This window comes from Glycomyces tarimensis (assembly GCF_054776215.1).
The window spans coordinates 33,875-50,823 of the sequence record NZ_BAAHCB010000009.1 but is presented as its reverse complement, the minus strand read 5'-3'; the positions used below and the strand labels follow the sequence as shown (position 1 = coordinate 50,823).

The following is a 16,949-nucleotide window of genomic DNA, read 5'->3' as shown; positions in this document are numbered from 1 at the left end:
CCGCCCGGTAAGGCCTGGGAGCCTTCAGGGGCCCGTCAGCGCTTTCCGCATCGGCACTCCCGCGGACTTGGGCGCCAAGTGGCGGTGTCCGGTGCTGTCACGGCGGAGTGATGCGGTTCGCCCGTCGCAGGTTGCGGATCAGCTCTTCGCGGTTCTGCCATGCCATGTCGCGGTTCCGCAGCGTCATACGGACCCACGCGGGTTGGCCGGGGGCACTGCGCCAGGATTCGCTCAGCGGGCTGTTGTCCACCGTGTCGAAGCCGAACTGGTCGTACAGCCGCGTGACGAGTGCGACGGCTTCGGGATGATCGCTCGAGACCGACAGCGCCATACGGTCGGGGTCGCCGGCAGGCCGGGCGGCGCTGAGCATGCGCTCGGCTTGGATGTGGGTGAACGCCTTGGCGACCTTCGATGTCGGCAGCTGCTCCTGGCGCAACTCGTGAACGGTCTTCTCGCCGGAGTCGATCACCGGAATGCGACCGTCGCGCCAGACCATGTAGTTGTTCGTGTCCAGCACGATCTTGCCCGCGAGCTCGTCGACCGGCATGTCGTTGACGACTTTGAGCGGGACGGCGACGACCGCGAAGTCCCCCGCCGCAGCGGCCTCCGCGGCACGTGCGGCACGCGCCGACGAGCCGAGTTCATCGACGAGTCCGGTCAGGGTCTCGGGCCCCCGCGAGTTGGCGATGACGATCGTGTACCCGCTCGCCACCGCCGCGCGCGCGATCTGCCTTCCGACCTCGCCTGCGCCGATGATCCCGATGGTCTCCATAGGTGCTCCCGCCTCGAATCCTTGATGAGTGGTGCGGCCCGCTCGCGCGATGCCGCTTGGTGCAGCGCCTGGGGCCTGGGCGGGTTCACTCGAAGGCGGCGCCCTCCGGATCGTGGGGCCGGCTCTCGTTCCGGGTCCGAGCGGGCAGGTCCGCGGAGGCCAGGAGCGCCAGCTTGTCCGCGTCGCCGGTCCCGGCTTCCGGGTGGAACACGACCAGGTGCAGGTTTTCAGCACCACCTATGCTCAGCCGCTCTCGGTTGAGGGTGAGCTCCCCGACCTGAGGGTGGTCGAACCGGATCGGCGCCCCGCGCTGCCCCCGCACCTCATGGCGGGCCCAGAGCCGACGGAACCGGTCGCTCCCCAGTGAGAGCTCCCCGGTGAGCTCGATGAAGCGGGGATCATCGATATCGTTGCCGATGGACTGCCGCAGATTCGCGACGAAGCACTCGGTGACGTTCTCCCACTCCGGGTACAGCTCCGGCTCGGCCGGGTCCAGGAACATGTCCCGCATCTGGTTGCCGCCCGCGGTCAGGCGGGGGTCGAGCGCTCGGGCGAGGGTGTTCGCGGCCAGGACGTCGAAGTACCGGCCTTCGATGAAGGCGGGCTGGACGAGGGCGTCCAAGAGCTTGAGCGCGCCGGCCGGCACGGTCTCCTTGCGGGGCCGTGGCCTGCGGCGGTCCCCTGTCGAGGCCAAGGTGAGCAGGTGGGCGCAGTGGTCGTCGTCGAGTTGCAGCACCCGGGCGATCGCCTCGAGCACCTGCACGGACGGGTTGCGGTCGCGGCCCCGCTCCAAGCGCAGGTAGTAGTCGAAGCTGATGCCGGCGAGCATGGCGACCTCCTCGCGCCGCAGCCCGGGCACACGACGCACCCCGACGTCGGGGATGCCCACCTGCTGCGGTGTCACCAGTGCGCGCCTGGCGCGCAGGAACGCGCCGAGCGCATTCGGTTTGTCGCTCATGAGCCAAGCGTAGGAGGTCGCGAAGCGGAGAGAGGGGGTCCCGGCACTCCCCCGGTAGAGCAGGGCCCCCGGTCAGGGGCCCGGCCGTGAATAGCATTCGAACGGCCCGCTGGGGGCGCCCATTTCGAGAGGAGACCCATCATGACCGTCACATTGATCACCGGGGCCAACAAGGGCATCGGCTTCGAGACCGCCCGACAGCTGCTGGAGCGGGGCCACACCGTCTATATCGGCGCGCGCGACGCCGAACGGGGCGAGAAGGCGGCGGCCGAGCTCGGCGCACGGTTCGTGCAACTCGACGTGACCGACGACGGGTCGGTGGGCGAGGCGCTGTCGGCGATCGACGCGGCCGAGGGCCGACTCGACGTGCTGGTCCACAACGCGGGCATCTTGGCGAACGGCGCCACCGACGCCCCCACGGCACTGCGGGTCTTCGACACCAACGCGGTGGGTTTCGTGCGCGTCACCGAGGCGGCGCTCCCCCTGCTGCGCAAGTCCTCGAACCCGAACGTGGTCACCGTCTCCAGCAGCGCCGGGTCGTTCTGGGCCGTCACCAACCCCGATCGGCCCGAGTTCCAGCTGACGACCGCCGCGCTGTACGCCGCGTCCAAGACGGCGGCCACCATGCTGACGGTCCAGTACGCCAAGGCCCATCCCGATGTCAGGTTCAACGCGCTCGAGCCCGGTTTCACGGCCACTGACATGACCATGGGCCTTGGTGGCGGCAGGTCGCCGGAGGAGAGCGCCCGGACCGTCGTGCGTTTGGCGACTCTCGGCTCGGACGGCCCCACGGGGACGTTCCAGGACGAATCCGGGGAGTTGCCCTGGTGAATGTTCGAGGCCGATCGGAGGGCGACACGGTCGCGCCGACGAGCGAGGGAGGCGCCTTGGGGCACCGCCCACCAGAGGGTCTGTCAGGGCCGAATCATGGCTGTAGCCACTCGGTCTGTCCGGTGACGAAGCGCGATCGTGTCGAGGACGCGATTGGGTTGCAGCGTCTTCTGCGTCGGCCCGATCTGGGCATCGCCTCCTTTGCGCCGCTCAGTATCCGGGTCGCCAGGCCGGGTCGCGGCCGATGAAGGCGAGCAGTCTGTCCTGATCGGACGCGCCTTCGGCGACGGGCACGGCGGCTCCGTACTGCCCGCTGTCGCGCAGCACCTGCTCGATCGGCTCCATGCCGGTCAGCGCGGCGCGGCAGCGCTCGGCACCGAGGTCGATCTCGCGTCCGAGCGCGGTGGCGAGGTCCCAGGAGTGCATCCAGACGTCATTCGTGTAGAACTGGTCGATCGCCGCTTCCACGGGCATGTCGCCGGTGTGCGGGTTGCTGTGCGTTCGCCCTGCGGGCTCGTCGAGGATGGCCTGGATGTCGTCGACGTGCCGTTTCCAGGCGCCGGCCGGGTCGGCGGCGACGTCCAGGGGCGTCAGTTCGATTCCGGCGCCCTTGAGGAAGCCGCGGGACCATTCGACCAGGTGCCCCACGACGTCGACGGCCGTCCATTCGGCGACGGGGCTGGGCCGGGCCCAGTCGTCGGGCGAGGCGGATTCGACCAGTTCGGTGAAGCGGGCGGCGTCGTGCGCGTGCCGCTGGGCCGCGTTCTCGGGTGTCATGCCGACTCCTTCGCGAGCAGTTCGTCGAGCTTCTCGTAACCCTCGTTGACGCCTTGGTCCATGCCGCTGGCGAGGATGCCATCGCGGGTCTCGAAGTCCTCGACGACGCTCAGGGTCCTCAGCCGGGTGCGGCCGTCGTCGATCGGTTCGAAGGTGAGCGTCTCCAGTGCGACGCCGTCGGGTTCGCCTTCGTAGGTGAAGGTCCACACGATCCGCCGGTTCGGCCGCACTTCGTGGAAACTGCCGTAGAAGGAGGCGATCTCCTCACCGTCGCGATCGTTGGCGAAGGCCCATTCGCCGCCGGTGCGGGCGTCCCATTTGGTGATCCTGGTGCTGATCGAGTGCGGCCCGATCCACTTGGCGTAGAGCTCGGCGTCGGTGTGAGCGCGGAATACCTGTTCAGGGGCGGCGTCGAACTGCCGGACGATTTCAATCGTCGGGACCCGCTCGTCCGCCATGATTTCGGTTTCGTGCTTGGTCATGATGCTTCCTTCTCGTGGGTTTCCTGTTGGTTCTCGTCTTCGGCCATCCGCTCTAGGAGGGCGTCGAGGCGTCGATAGCCTTCCTCGGCCTCCCGGCGGTAGCGCTCGATCCAGCTGGTCATCAGGTCGAGTGCCCCCGCGTCGAGGTGGACCGGCCGGCGCTGGGCGTCCTTGCTGCGGGTCACGAGTCCCGCCTCTTCGAGCGCCTTCACGTGTTTTGAGACGGCTTGGAGGCTCATGTCGTACGGCTCGGCCAGTTCGCTCACGGTCGCGTCCGATCCGGCCAGGCGGGCGACGAGGTCGCGTCGTGTGGGGTCGGCCAGCGCCGCGAAGGCCAGGTTGAGCCGCTCCGTAGTGTCGTCCACTGATCTTCCTCAACTTGTTGGTTGAATACGACGCTAGATCGCTGCGCGAGCGTTGTCAACCAGTTGGTTGAGAACCTTGGCATTGCCCGCGGGACACGGCCGCGGCTCGACTTGTGGTCGCCGTATCGGCGGTGGGGCTTCCGAACGGGCCCTGCTGAAGGGGGCGACGCATTCCCGTACTGCGAGAATGCGGTTCATGACGAATACCCCTGTACTCGTCGAGACCGGCCTGAGGGTCTTGCTCGGATACGCCGCCCGAGGCGAGACCCTCACCTACGGAACCCTCAACCGCGAACTCGGCAATCCGTTCAGCCACGGCGGCAACTTTCCGGGCCAGATCGGGCGGCTCTGCGATGCGATCAACGTCCACCATGACGCGGTCACCGGTCTGCCGTTCATGATCTCCGCGCTCGTCCACAACGGGAGCACTCAGCAGCCTGGACCCGGGTTCTTCGCATTGGCCGATCGCCTCGGGTTGCTGCCCGGCACCGACGACGATCTGGCGAAGCGCCGGTTCGTCGACGGTCAGCTCGCAGCGATCTACGACCACTACCAGGGCCTCGAACGGACCAGGTCCGTCATGGCAGGGGTGGAGATCCGCCGAGTCCATGCCGACGAGCTGGAGTCCGTTGCCGGGTTGCGGTGGCGTTGGGAGTCGGAGCGTCTGTCGGGCCCGGCGGTGGAGCGTGACGAGTTCGTGGTCCGGTTCGTCGCGTGGGCGCGGCGCAACGAAGCGACGCACCGGTGCTTCGTGGCAGTCGGCGACGAGACGGTTATCGGCATGGCCTGGCTGGCCGTGACCGCGCGGGTACCGACACCGCTGTCGCTGGACCGCCTCGCCGGTGACCTGCAGTCCATGTACGTGGTACCGGAAGAACGCGGCAACGGGCTCGGCAGCCGACTCATCGAGGCAGTGCTCGGGCAGGCTCGGGAGGCCGGCTTGGTGCGAGTGACCGTCCATTCGAGTGACCGAGCCATCCCGGTCTACGCCCGCCACGGCTTCGAGAGCGCACCGAGTCTCATGATGGCGAGGTTCAGCTAAGCGTCGGGATCGAATGAGGAAGCGCTGGCCGTTCCTTCAAGGTCGACCGCTTTTGCCGCGCGGATCGCCTCCGCCTCGACTCGAGCGTGACTCCGCCTATGCAGGTGATCCGAATAGATACCAGGTATGCTTCCGTCATGCTGCCTTCCACGCAGGGAGCCGCTCCTTCACTGATGCGAACCGCCGACGAGCGGGTCCGGGTGCTTCCCCTGCTGGCGGTCTCGATCGCCGCCGGTCTGGCACTGGGCGCGGTCGACCTGATCGCGCAGCGCGAGCTGCCGTACCCCTGGGCGAACCTGGCGAACTCCAGTGCCGTCTGGGCGATCGGCGCGTTCGCGATCGGGTCCTGGGTCCGCCACGGCCGCTGGCGTCCCATTCTCGCGGGGATCGTGCTGCTGACGGTTGCCGTCGAGGCGTACTACCTTGCCGCCGTGCTGATCCAGAACGACAGCCCGGCGACGATGTGGCAGCCGACCACCTTCGCGTGGCTGGTGTTCGCGATCGTGGCCGGAGCGGTCTTCGGCACCGCCGGCGCCTGGGCCCGCTCGAATCTGCGGTGGAGGAACGTCCTCGGCGTCGCCGCGCTGGGTGCCGTCTTCCTGGCCGAGTCGGCGATGCTGCTGCAGCGCGTTCCCGGCGCGGAAGGCGACCATCGGGCCGATTCGATCGCCACGGCGGTCATCATGGCAGTGATCGGTCTGGCAGTGCCCGTGCTGCTCGGGCGGGGGCCGCTCGGACGCCTGCTGTCACTGGCGCTGTCGCTGCCGCTCGCCGCGATCGCCTTCGCGGGGTTCCTCCTTGCCGGCTTCGGGAGCTGACCGGCGCGGGCGAAGCGGCTCGGCTCAGCGGCGGCGGCGCTTCGGCCGCTTCTTCTTCTTGCGCTTGACGTGCTTGGCCCGGTCGCGCGCCGCCTCCAGGCCCGCTCTGCGGCGCGCTTGCGGCCCGGCCAGGAGCGGCGCGACCTCGTCGGCGAACAGCTCCACCAGCCACCGGTCAGGATGGCCGCTCTCGGTGATCAGGGCGACCAGGTTCTCGGCAGCCTCGCGCGGCAGCTCGCTCATGGATTGGACGAATCCTTCGGGCCCCAGGTCTTCGAGCATCTCGAGCGCCTGCTCGGCCATGCCGCGGGCCGCCTGTGCCCGTTGGGATTCGGTGCCCGCCATCAGCGTCTCGAACTCGACGTGGCCGTGGAGGTTGCCGATCATCCGAACGATCGGCTCCAGTCGGCGGTCACGCGCCGCGCGTTCGAGCAGCTGCGGCCCGACCGCATCGGCCGCGGCGCCGAGCATGGTGCTCTGGGCGGTCCGGAACGGGTTCGAGGCGATCGCCTCCACCAAGCGCGCCGGGTCGTCGCCGTGCGCGGCGATCCAGCGGCGGATCTCCTCGGCACCGGTGTCCCGACCGTAGAACTCGCCGACGGACATGAGCATCACCGCCGCCGGGCGGTCGGTCAGCTCCCCCACCACCGGAGCGACCAGGCCCGCCTCGCGCCGTCTCGTCCACAGGAGATGGCGTCCGAGCTCGGTGAGCGCGACCGAGACGTCGGCGGTCCGGTCGATCTGGTCGGGTTCGCCGGTCTCCCATTCGCCGTCGAACTCCACCATGCCGAGCCGGTGCATCGCGGTGAGGATGTGGTCGACGTCCGTATGCAGCGTCATGGCGACCATCATGTTGCGGAGCTCATCGGAGTCGTCGTCGCCATAGACGGCGGCGGTGACCCGCCTTCTGACCTCGGCCACCGGCACGGCGGTGCCGCGTGCGTCCCCGAGCAGGGACTCGACGAGCAGACGCAGGGGTACGTCGTGTTCCCGGTGCGGCGCGAGCATCTCTGGCCGCTGCGGCTGCCACAGCGCCTCGACTTTCGAGGCCGCTAGCAGCAGCGCGTACGGGTCTCGGGCGAGCCCGGCGTTCTTGGCGACCGGCACGAGTCGCTGCTTGACGCGCCGCGCCAGCCCTGTGCCGAGCACCAGCCCGGTGTGCCAGTTCAGGCCCGGCAGGTCCGCGGCGCTGACGAACGATTCGGTGGCGTCGCCGGTGCCGAGCAGCTCCGCCAATGCGACCGCGTCGGCTTTGCGGAGGTTCCCTTGTTGGGTCGTCGCGCGGCCGTCGCCGAGCCAGTCGAGGAAGGCGGTTGCCGTGCGGACCGCCTCGGTCTCGGCCGCGAGCTGCGCCGCACGCTCCGGTGCGGGCAGTTCGGTCGCGGGGAGCGCGGGCATCCGCTGACTTCGCACATGCCGGACGTGCTGCCGTGTGACGGCAGCGGCCACCACATGCGGGTCATGGCCCGGTGCTCCCTCCGCGACGAAGGCGTCGAGCCGCTCGGCGCCGCCTGGTGCGGCCGGGTCGATCCCGGCCGCGAGGGCCGCTTCGGCGGTGATGCGCGCCGGGCCCCACTTGGCGGGGTCGGCGAATGCGGCGGGAAAATCCCGGGCGCATTCGTCTACGGCCCGTTCCAGTTCGCTCAAGTCCGAGCCGTGCGGGTGGAGCGCGGCCGCGTGCTCCAGGAACCGCAACCAGGTGCGCAGTGCCTCCGGGACGTGGGCGTAGTGCTCTACGCGGCCGGTGAAGCGCTCGGGGACGATCTCGGTCAGGAACTCGCGCACCAAGTCCGGGGTCCAATACCCCAGTCGGCCGTCACGACTGTCGTGGCGGAAGCGAAGCGCCTCCCGGGCCACGGCGGGATCGAAGACGGCGCCGTCGGACCATGCCTCGGCACGTCTCAGGCGCACCTCGATCGACGGCGCGAACTCATCGCGGACACTGCTGCTGTAGAACCACCGCACCGAGCCAGTATCAGCCCTCCGCCGCTCTGGGAGCCCGGCGGCCCCCTCATCGGGAGGAGCGCATCGAGACGGTCTCGGAGCCGGTGTTCGATCGGGTTGCGAGAACCGCTCGACTGACCGGGCCACCGAGCAGTGACGCGTCAGCTCGGCGTTATTCCAGCCATTCCAGAATGATCCTCGCGACCTCGTCGGGACGGTCGAGGTGCATGAAATGCCCGGCGCCCGGCACGAACTCGACCCGGGAGCCCGGCGCGAGAGCCGATTCGGCGTCGGCGAATGTCGTCGGCGGCATGCAGCCGTCTTCGACCCCCGCGAGCACCAGCATCGGGACCGACGCGGGCGCCTCGGTGATCGCGGCCAGCTCGGCGAGTCGCGGGTCGTGCAGTGAGGTGTCGAAATTGGCCCGGTAGATCCGCAACGCGTTGGCTGCCAGGGCCGCATCCTCGTAGAGTGCATGGACGCGCTCACGATGCTCGCCCGGGTCCAGGCCCGGAGACCAGGTCGCCCACAGGTAGTCGACGAGGCGCCGGTTCAGGGTCGCCTCGGCGACTCCTGGCACCTGGAACAGCCACATGTAGAACAGCCGCTTCAGCTGGGCGGGATCGGCGAACAGACCGGATAGGGCCGCCGGTGGCGGCACCGCCATGGTCACCGAGCGTCGCACCAGCTCCGGCCAGGCCGCGGCCGTGCGGGCCACCATTCCGGCGCCGATGTCGTGGCCGATCATGTCCACGCCTTCGTCGCTCAGCGCGCGGGCGAGGGCGGCGGCGTCCGCTGCCAGTGTGAGGCCGTCGGCGTAGGTTGTGGCATCGGCATGGGCGGGGTGCAGACCGCGGAGGAACGGCGCCACGACGCGACGCCCGGCCGCCACGAGGCGCTCGGCGAGCGGACCGAAGGTGGCCGGATGGTCGGGGAACCCGTGCCAGCACACGACGACCGGGCCGTCTCCGGCTGCCAGCGCGGGGAGGTCCAATCGGTCGGTGGCGATGACGATCTCCGCGAACTCCATCGCATTATCGTAGTGCCCCAGCGCGAATACGGTATGTGGCACGTCGTGGAAGGGTCGTTCTATTCGCGGTGTATCGAGTCCGCTCCCGAAATGGTCTTTGCATAGTCGCTCCAGCTAGCAGAGGCCTGCTGACACCCGGACACTGGAGATGCGGAATGGACTGCTGTTTCGCACGAGAGTGCTTCCAACTTCGACAATGGTTGTGCGCTCCCAGTAGGGTGGACCACATCGGCTCCGGACCCCAGGAGACCTCAATGGCCGGCGACATCATTTATGACACGAGTTTCTACTCCACCTTGGAAGCCGCGGTGAACGACTTCCGCAAGGCGCTGACGAAGCGCTGGCGCGAGGAGGTCGCAACCGCCATCAGGGAAGGCGGCGAATTCAAAAGCGCTTTCCACCGCTTCCAGGCGCCATACGGCGAAGATCTCTGGGATTACTGGGATCCGATCAACCGGGTCCACCTCATTTGGGGCGCTTGCGAGGTGATCACGTGGGCGCAGGGTGATCAGGAGAGCGACGTGCCGAGCTGCCACGGGCCCGGAGGCCGACTCGTCGCTGGCCACCGAAGACGGATCCGAGGGCTATGCGGATCCGAAAGTCAAGGCACTGGTCGAGGAATTCCACGGGTATCTGAAGACCGCTTGCGGGCGCCTCTACACGGCGGGCGAGCAGATCAAGGACGCGGCCGAGGCCTACGCATCAGAGGACGCGGACCGCCAGGCCGCCTTCGACAGCGTGATGGAGGACTGGGATGAAGGCTCGGCCCCGAGCCACACCGAGGACTGGGCGCGTGACACCGACCGCAGCGGGTGGGAAGTCCCGATCCCTGGAGCACCGCCGTATGTCACCGACACCACGCCCGGCGGCAATAACGTGGGCGGACCGGACTACGAGACGGAATTGAGCGAGTCATGAGGATCCTTGTAGTGATAGCGGTCGCCGCCCTGCTTCTGGCGGGCTGCAGCCAACCGGGAACGGGGCCCGAAAGCGAAAGCACTAACGGGCAAGAGCCGACGAGTGCGGCGGAGGAGACCGGCCCTCCGATTGATCTGGTTGACGTCTGCGATCGGCTGGTGGACCTTTCCGCGATGCCGCACAACCATGAATCCGAGTACGTGAACGCCGGCGAGGCCCCCGGCAACAATTCCGTACGGTGCAGCATCGAGCCCTCGGATTGGGGCGAGACGGCCGCGTTGGGTGAGATGGGAAGGGCCGTCTTGGACCTCAAGATCCAGAACGAAGGGGCTCTCGATCTCCAGCCGGGAGAGGAATATGAGAGCGATAGGCCCGCCGGTGATTACCTGACGAAGGAGTTCGAAGAGCACGTCCATGGCGAGGTGGCGAGGTGGCCCGACTCGGTCAACGAGGACGACGCCGAGCAGTTCACAGGCCATCGATATGAGTTTTGGTTTGACGCGAAGCTGCCTGGAACCTGGATGCGGCACGAGATCCTCTTCCTGGTACCAGGCTCTGACGGATCAGAACTCGAGTACTACCGACCGATCGCCGTCGACATCTTCAAGGCTTACATGGAAGCGATCGCTACTGAATCCGAGTGACCCGGCGGTACACGACGGATTCGGTGAATGCGCGGCAAGGGACTCCGCGCTTACCGCCGGCTCGCGGGCAACGAGCGATGGAAATCGGCGAGCAGCTCGAGCAGGCGGTCCAGCGATTCGGGATCGAGACGCCCGAACCGCATCAGGTGGCACCGGTCCTCCTGCAAGACCCCTAGTAGACCGCGCGTGGACCGCTATGATGCTTCGCCATATATGCCCGTACCGCATCCTCAGACCCCTCACGCTCGGGCGTCGGGGCACTATTCCAGGCGGAGGCCGTCGATGCGGTCGGCCTGGATCACGTTCTTCACATCGCCATGGAATTCGTTGTGGAACTTCGCCAACTGGATCGGCCGTCCCACGGCTTCGCTCAGGCTCCGCCGGAAGTCGTCATCGTGAGCGCAGGCACCGCTGATCGCCGCGGCGAATGCTTCGACACCGATCTCGTCTCGCTCGGCCTGTTCGAGCTCCGCCGTGCCCGCGAACCTCCTGCGCACCAACTCCGCGCCTTTCCTCACCGCCACCGCGCCGCCTTTGACCACGGCCTCACTCGCCTTGCCGGCCGCGGCCGCCGCGATCGCGATCAAAATCGGGTCCATAATGCATCGCTCCGTCCTGGGTGTAATGCACAGTGTAGGGCCACGGAGCGAATTTCGCGGTCCACGCAGAGCGACGATGACGACCGAAGATCACTTTCGGGCCATGTGGCATTGGCACAGCGCGGGTGCGCCGTTGGAGTGCGAAGCTGCGGTAGCCTCAGTGGATGACTGAGTCGCTCGATATCGCCATCGCGTCTTATGGTCCTGAATCGTTCCAATTGATCAACGACGTCGTGGTGGATTCGGGTCATCGGGCCGTCACGTTCGTCCACAGTCGTTCGATGCGCTCGGCGGAGCCGAGCACACCCGCGAACGTTCGCATGATCTCCAGGATCGTGGAGTCACTGCCGAGCGGGATGGATCTCCTGCTTCCGGGCCGGCCGGGGAACCTGGCGCGGCAACTGGCCGGATACGGCATCGATCTCATGGTCGTGTTCGGATTCAACTGGATTCTTCCCGCGCAGGTGCTCACCGTTCCCCGACTGGGGATCCTGAACGTCCATTCCTCGGCGCTGCCCGAATACCGGGGCCCGTCACCGATCCCGTGGGCGGTGCGAAACGGGGATCCGGACTTCCGCATAACCGTGCACAGGATGAACGAACGGGTCGATGCCGGTCCCGTGCTGGCCAGGAGCGCGCCGATTCCTCTGCCCGATCTCGTGTCGCATGAGGCGATCGGGGAATTGACCGCTTCGGCATTGCCCGAAGTCCTCACCGTGGCCATCGCGCGTGCCGCCCGAGGTGAGGAGGGCGAGCCCCAAGTCGAGGAGCAGGCGACGTATGCCCCGCTGCCCACTGACAGCTGGTATGCGATCGACTGGAGCCGGCCCCGCGAGCGAGTCCACCATCAAGTCCGGGCGCTCCGGTTGCTGCGGCCGGGGCAGGGCGTCGTCACCGAGGTCGCCGGCCGTCGCATCCGTCTGCGAGCCAGCAGTCTGGCTCCAGTCGACGGTGCACTGCCGGCGCGCTGCGCGGACGGGGAGCTCTGGCTCACCGACTGGGAGGACGCCTGATGCCCGATCGGTCATTCCAGGCGACCGCGCACCTGCCGCCGCAATTCCTCGGCCCGGGGATCGGCGAACTGGTCGAGACAGCCCAGCGCGGCGTGAAGCTGCTCGCGTTCGGCCTCGGCTCGCTCCAGGCCTGACAGCGCTTCGGCCGCTCCGAGCCTGGCCAAGCCCTCGTTCCACCGCTCTCCCAGTTCGTTGAACTGGTGGGCGGCTTGCAGATGGAACGCGAGCGCCTCCTCTGCACGGCCGGACTGGGCGAGCACCCCTCCGGTGCAGTCCAGCGCCATCGCCTCGCGGCTCTTGTCGCCGATCTGCCGTTGCAGCGCGGCGGCCAACTGGCAGCTCTCCATGGCCGCTTCGGTATCGCCGAGCTCGAGTTGGATTCGGGCGGCTTCGATGAGCCAGAAGCCTTCCCACATCTTGTTCTCGGCCGCTTCGGCTATCGCCAGGGCCTGCTCGATCACATCTCGGGCGCCGGCCGGGTCGCCGTCGAGTCGTCGAGCCCTGGCTTGCAGCCATAGCGTGTTGCCGTGCATCGCCGCGTCATCGCGTTCGATGAAGCGCGGCAGCAGCCCGTCGAGCTCGGTCAGGACGCGACGCGGCTCGCCGAGCTCGATTCGAGCCTCGGAGAGGTTCGAGCGGCATACGGCTTCCCAGCCGCGATCGCCCAGGATGGCGAACGTCTCGGCCGCCGCGGCGAACCGTTCGGTCGCCTCGTCGAGTCGGCGGTCGCGGAGGCACACCAGACCGAGCGCGTTCGTGGCCGCGGCGGCACCGCGCTGATCACCGGCCTGCTCGTAGAACCGCAGCGCCGCGGCGAACGCTTCGCGAGCCCGGTCGTACGCTCCGCGCCGCAGCAGGTATTTTCCGCGGTTCTCCGCCGCAGCGGCCTTGGCCGCGGTGTCGGGGAGCTCGCCCGCCGCCCGCTGTGCGATGGCCGAGGTCTCCGACCAGTCGTCGAAGTGGTGGTGAAGGGTGTAGATCGGACTCGCGGCGAGCGCCAGCGCCAGCGCGTGGCTCGGCATTTCGGAGGCTTCGGCGAAGCGGGCGACTGCGAGGAGGTTCAGGCGTTCGGCATCGAACCAGCTTCGCGCTTCCGACGCCGAATCGAAGGTCTCCGGTCTGACGTCCGGGGACATCGACGCGGCGGGCAGGCGTCGGTCGATGTTCGCGAGGGTCGCCGCGGCGTTCGCGGCCGAAGCGGCGTACCAGCAGAACATGCGCTCCAGCACGGAAGTGAGGGCGGGGCCGGTGTCGTGGCTGCGGGACTCGGCGTTGGCGTACGCCCGCAGCAGGTCGTGCATCTGGAAGCGGGAGCCGTTCGCGTGATCGAGCAGGAACGCCCCGACCAAGACGTCCGTGGCGCGTCGGGCCTCCCTGCGGCTCGTGCCCGCCGCCGCGGCGATCGCCGCCAGGCCGATGTCGGCACCGGGGTGCAGCCCGATGACGCGGAACACCCACGCCGCCGATTCGGGGAGGGACCGGTACGACCATGCGAACACGGTTCTGACGTCGTCGACTTCGGCCCCGTCCTCCACGCTCAGAGCCTCCCACAGCCCTGAGGCGTCGCGGAGGTCTTCGATCAGTTCGGCGAGACGCATTCCGGGGCGGGACACGGCGCGCTCGGCGGCGATCCGCAGCGCCAGCGGCAGCCTCGCGCACAGGCGGACCAGTTCGTTCACCTCGGCGTCGGCGTCGCTGCGGCCGCCTTCGGTCACCTCGTTCACGAGCGCGACGGCGTCCGATTCACCCAGCACATCGAGCTGCACGTATCGCACGCCGTCGCGGACGGCGAGGCTCGGGAGGCGGCTTCGGCTGGTGACGACCAGCAGCGGGCCGGCGGCTCCGGGGATCAGCGGCCGGACTTGGGCCGCGTTGGCGGCGTTGTCGAGCAGGATCAGGACGCGGCGACCGGCGATCAGTGAGCGGTACAGGGCGGCGCGGTCTTCGAGCTCGAACGGGATGCGGTCGGACGGGACGCCGAGACCCGCGAGCATCCGTTCGAGGACCACTGTGGCGGCCACCGGTTGCCCGGCGCCGTAGCCCTGGAGGTTGCAGTACAGGTCGCCGTCTTCGAAGCGGTCGCGGATGCGGTGCAGCCACTGGAGTGCGAGCGAGGTCTTGCCGACACCGCCGGATCCGGCGACCACGATGACCGGGTGCGGGTGGCGGGACCCGGTGTCGGCCAGGTGATCCCAGAGCTGTTCGATCTCCGCGTTCCGATTGACGAACACGTGGCCGGGGGCGGGCAGCTGCCGTGGTGTGAACCGGTCTCCACGCGGCGGGTCGGCGGGCGGGTGGACATGGACGCCGCCGCGGATGTGGCCGGCCTGCACGACGTTGCCGACGATCGAGTCGACGTCGAGCCGGTGGTCGACCTCGTTCGCGTGATCCGCCCCGTGTTCGGGGTCCACGGCACTCATCGCACCGGCCCCGGGTCACGAGCGGATCGGGCCGGGTCTGCCGACCTGCTCGAGGTAGCCGTCGCGCAGTCGCCGGTCCGGGTGAGCCGGCGGCAGGTGCCGGACGTTGTCGGGGAAGTATCGAGCGATCGGCGTTCCGCGTTCGTAGAGTCCGCGTATGAAGTCCCGTGAGTGGGCGATCAGTGCCGGATCGGTGTATTTGAGGGCGCACTCCAGGACGCCGTTGTGGTCGTAGACGGCTTCGAACATGACCCGCTCGTCCATGGTGTAGATCTCCGGCAGCGGCCCGTCGGTCTCGAGTTCGGCGATCTCGGAGGCATCGAGCACGCGGATCGGACCGCCGGTCTCGTCCCTGATCTTGAGCAGATTGAGTTCCCACTGGAGATAGGGGCTGATCGGCTTCTCGACGATGCGGATGCGGTGAGTCGAGACGCCGGCCGCTCGGGCTTCATCGTGGTAGTCGGTCAGGTCCGGGCGCCGCTCTTCCAATAGGCGCATCGACTCGTCCCAGTCACCGCTGTTGAACGCTTCCCAGCTGGCGTCTCCCGGCTCGGCGAAGGTCTGGGCGCGTTCGAGTTTCCAGAACTCGCGGCTGCGCCAGAAATGTCGCTTGAAGTCGGCGTAGTAGGCGTCGAGATCCATCCTGACGCCGACTGCGCCGTTGAGCGGTTCAGGCATCCGGAATGTCCGCCTTCGCCGCGATGAGCATGCCGCGCGGTATGACCACGAGGCTCTCGTGATCGTCGATGGTGACGCCGTCGGGCAGCCGATCCAGGTATTCGGAGCGCAATTGCGTCCCGATGACGGCGATATCGCCGTTGGACAGTTCCCATATGTCCGGACAGCTTCCATCGCCTCCGGTCTGGCCGAGCTCGTGGGCTGACTTTCCGATTCGCCGCGCGAAATCGCTCCCTGAATCCGCACTCCAGTTGCCGGGCATGAGACATCGTCTCCGTTCAAGTGCTTTGGGCGAAAATGATTCAACAATGCGTGATCAAAAGAATCCGTTGGGTATAAATGATAGAGACGGCACGCTGCACCGGTCAAGCGACCCGGAATGCGACACGCTTGGACAGACGATCAACTTGCAGAAAAGCCCTGCTCATGCAGATACATAACATGACTGTCAGATATGCGACAGTTCCAGAAGGGCTTCACGAAACTATTTCAGGCGTCGTTGTCGAGTGGCCCGGCTTGCGCGAACATTCATTCCTTAACGGTCGACAGTCGCATGGTGTCCATCGAGAAACGCTTGCGATCATGAACCAGTCCAGCAACCTCGGCACCGCCGAGCCATAGGCCGCAGTCGTCGACCGCGGCCAACAGCCCCCCTGCACATGATCGTGCCCGTCCGCACGACATACGAGCGACTACGTCGCCCGACGCGCCTTCAAAGGGACGACCAAAAAGGACACCTTCCGGTGCCTGAAGCGGTTCACCGCGCGCGAGATCTGCCGACACCTATCTCAGAAGCCCCCGTCGGCGGCGACATGCAGGTCGGGATCATCGATCTCACCGCCAATGGCATCCAGGCCGTCAGGCACTCGATCCGCCGATCCGACGGATCGTGGCAGACGGTCAGGACCGTCTCCTCCTCCGGTTTCACCGACGATCCGGGGACCCTGGCAATGGCCGGCACCCAGGAGACCCGGGTATCCCATCGCGACCGGGGGCCTGAGCCCGCGCATGTCCGCGATGTCCACTCGGGCGTTCGGGCTCACCGTCCCTTTCCGGTCGCTTCCCCTGAGTCCTCCTCCAAGGACTCGGCGAGCCGCCGCACCAAGTGCGAGCGCCATCCGCCGTCGAGCATGGAGCGTGTCAGGTGCTGGGTGGGGTCGTCGGGGTCGAATCCCGAGTGCTCGATGAACAGTCGGGTCCCGTTGGCCTCAGGTGTGAGCGTCCAGGTCACGATGGTGTCGAGTCCGCCTCCTCGCCAACGAATGCGCAGGTGGCGGGGCACCTCGAAATCGAGCACTTCGCAATCGATGACGCCGTCGAATCCTGAGTCGGCATCGGGTGCGGTGGTGAAGGTGAAGCGGTGTCCCACCCGCAATGCGAAGTCGTTCGGCATCAGCCAGCGGGCCAGCTTGTCCTTCTCGGTGAGGGCGCTCCACACCCGAGCCGGCGGAAACCGCAGGAACTGGTCAACCTCGATGCGGCTGAGATCGCTCATCGCTCTCCTCATCAAGCAGTTCGCTCAACGCCCGCAGACGCTGTCGCCAGAATCGTTCGTACGGCCGGAGCCAGTCGGACGCCGCCCGCAGGGACGCCGCGGCGAGTTCATACCGCCGTTCTCGACCGTGGCGGGTCTCCGCGACCAGCCCGGCGTCTCGGAG

The 16,949-nt window shown here is 67.8% G+C and carries 18 protein-coding genes; 6 read left to right on the top strand and 12 right to left on the bottom strand.

The genetic code is table 11. The features are described from left to right. Positions 1-97 precede the first annotated feature (97 nt). Entirely contained in the window at positions 98-772 is a 675-nt protein-coding gene (locus ACYVK3_RS09770) for an NADPH-dependent F420 reductase (RefSeq protein WP_460497113.1), read from the bottom strand. A gap of 85 nt (positions 773-857) precedes the next feature. Continuing rightward, entirely contained in the window at positions 858-1,730 is an 873-nt protein-coding gene (locus tag ACYVK3_RS09765; RefSeq protein WP_460497112.1) for a helix-turn-helix domain-containing protein, read from the bottom strand. A gap of 141 nt (positions 1,731-1,871) precedes the next feature. On the opposite strand from ACYVK3_RS09765, the gene ACYVK3_RS09760 reads away from it, so the two are divergent. Next, positions 1,872-2,561, top strand: a complete 690-nt coding sequence (locus tag ACYVK3_RS09760; RefSeq protein WP_460497111.1) for a Rossmann-fold NAD(P)-binding domain-containing protein — start codon at positions 1,872-1,874, stop codon at positions 2,559-2,561. A gap of 210 nt (positions 2,562-2,771) precedes the next feature. Here the strand turns inward: ACYVK3_RS09760 and ACYVK3_RS09755 are convergent, their stop codons facing one another. The 3 genes from ACYVK3_RS09755 to ACYVK3_RS09745 are packed head-to-tail and all read right to left on the bottom strand — an operon-like array spanning position 2,772 to position 4,185. Continuing rightward, positions 2,772-3,338: a DinB family protein gene (locus tag ACYVK3_RS09755; protein WP_460497110.1), complete on the bottom strand. Its 567-nt coding sequence runs from the start codon at positions 3,336-3,338 to the stop codon at positions 2,772-2,774. After that, entirely contained in the window at positions 3,335-3,820 is a 486-nt protein-coding gene (locus ACYVK3_RS09750; RefSeq protein WP_460497109.1) for an SRPBCC family protein, read from the bottom strand. Before ACYVK3_RS09750 ends, ACYVK3_RS09755 begins: the two co-directional genes overlap by 4 nt. Further along, positions 3,817-4,185 carry an ArsR/SmtB family transcription factor gene (locus ACYVK3_RS09745; protein ID WP_460497108.1) on the bottom strand — a complete coding sequence of 123 codons (369 nt, stop codon included), beginning with the start codon at positions 4,183-4,185 and terminating at the stop codon, positions 3,817-3,819. The genes ACYVK3_RS09750 and ACYVK3_RS09745 overlap by 4 nt, the downstream gene beginning before the upstream one ends. 196 nt (positions 4,186-4,381) lie before the next feature. Here ACYVK3_RS09745 and ACYVK3_RS09740 point away from each other — a divergent pair, with 196 nt between their 5' ends. Next, a complete protein-coding gene (locus tag ACYVK3_RS09740; protein ID WP_460497107.1) occupies positions 4,382-5,227 on the top strand; it encodes a GNAT family N-acetyltransferase in 846 nt (281 codons plus the stop codon). A 173-nt stretch (positions 5,228-5,400) separates the two neighbouring features. Further along, positions 5,401-6,045: a DUF6518 family protein gene (locus ACYVK3_RS09735; protein ID WP_460497106.1), complete on the top strand. Its 645-nt coding sequence runs from the start codon at positions 5,401-5,403 to the stop codon at positions 6,043-6,045. A gap of 24 nt (positions 6,046-6,069) precedes the next feature. Here ACYVK3_RS09735 and ACYVK3_RS09730 read toward each other — a convergent pair whose 3' ends face one another. Together ACYVK3_RS09730 and ACYVK3_RS09725 are read right to left on the bottom strand one after the other, a co-directional pair. Then, positions 6,070-8,010, bottom strand: coding sequence for a hypothetical protein (locus ACYVK3_RS09730; RefSeq protein WP_460497105.1), 1,941 nt, complete (start codon positions 8,008-8,010; stop codon positions 6,070-6,072). A 151-nt stretch (positions 8,011-8,161) separates the two neighbouring features. After that, a complete protein-coding gene (locus ACYVK3_RS09725; RefSeq protein WP_460497104.1) occupies positions 8,162-9,019 on the bottom strand; it encodes an alpha/beta fold hydrolase in 858 nt (285 codons plus the stop codon). 504 nt (positions 9,020-9,523) lie between these two features. Between ACYVK3_RS09725 and ACYVK3_RS09720 the strand changes: the two genes are divergently transcribed. Both ACYVK3_RS09720 and ACYVK3_RS09715 read left to right on the top strand, forming a co-directional pair. After that, a complete protein-coding gene (locus ACYVK3_RS09720) occupies positions 9,524-9,937 on the top strand; it encodes a hypothetical protein (RefSeq protein ID WP_460497103.1) in 414 nt (137 codons plus the stop codon). Continuing rightward, positions 9,934-10,581, top strand: coding sequence for a hypothetical protein (locus ACYVK3_RS09715; protein WP_460497102.1), 648 nt, complete (start codon positions 9,934-9,936; stop codon positions 10,579-10,581). Before ACYVK3_RS09720 ends, ACYVK3_RS09715 begins: the two co-directional genes overlap by 4 nt. 260 nt (positions 10,582-10,841) lie before the next feature. Here ACYVK3_RS09715 and ACYVK3_RS09710 read toward each other — a convergent pair whose 3' ends face one another. Then, entirely contained in the window at positions 10,842-11,180 is a 339-nt protein-coding gene (locus ACYVK3_RS09710; RefSeq protein WP_460497101.1) for a hypothetical protein, read from the bottom strand. 164 nt (positions 11,181-11,344) lie between these two features. On the opposite strand from ACYVK3_RS09710, the gene ACYVK3_RS09705 reads away from it, so the two are divergent. Then, a complete protein-coding gene (locus ACYVK3_RS09705; protein ID WP_460497100.1) occupies positions 11,345-12,193 on the top strand; it encodes a methionyl-tRNA formyltransferase in 849 nt (282 codons plus the stop codon). 11 nt (positions 12,194-12,204) lie between these two features. Here the strand turns inward: ACYVK3_RS09705 and ACYVK3_RS09700 are convergent, their stop codons facing one another. From ACYVK3_RS09700 to ACYVK3_RS09685, 4 genes are all read right to left on the bottom strand, one after another. After that, on the bottom strand, positions 12,205-14,604 hold the full coding sequence (locus ACYVK3_RS09700) for an ATP-binding protein (RefSeq protein WP_460497099.1): 2,400 nt from the start codon (positions 14,602-14,604) through the stop codon (positions 12,205-12,207). Positions 14,605-14,628: 24 nt separating this feature from the next. Continuing rightward, positions 14,629-15,291, bottom strand: a complete 663-nt coding sequence (locus ACYVK3_RS09695) for a DUF6879 family protein (protein WP_460497098.1) — start codon at positions 15,289-15,291, stop codon at positions 14,629-14,631. Further along, positions 15,284-15,553, bottom strand: a complete 270-nt coding sequence (locus tag ACYVK3_RS09690; RefSeq protein WP_460497097.1) for a hypothetical protein — start codon at positions 15,551-15,553, stop codon at positions 15,284-15,286. The genes ACYVK3_RS09695 and ACYVK3_RS09690 overlap by 8 nt, the downstream gene beginning before the upstream one ends. Before the next feature lie 777 nt (positions 15,554-16,330). After that, the gene (locus tag ACYVK3_RS09685) at positions 16,331-16,786 is read right to left on the bottom strand and encodes an SRPBCC family protein (protein ID WP_460497096.1); all 456 of its coding nucleotides are present in this window, start codon (positions 16,784-16,786) and stop codon (positions 16,331-16,333) included. Between the last annotated feature and the right edge of the window lie 163 nt (positions 16,787-16,949).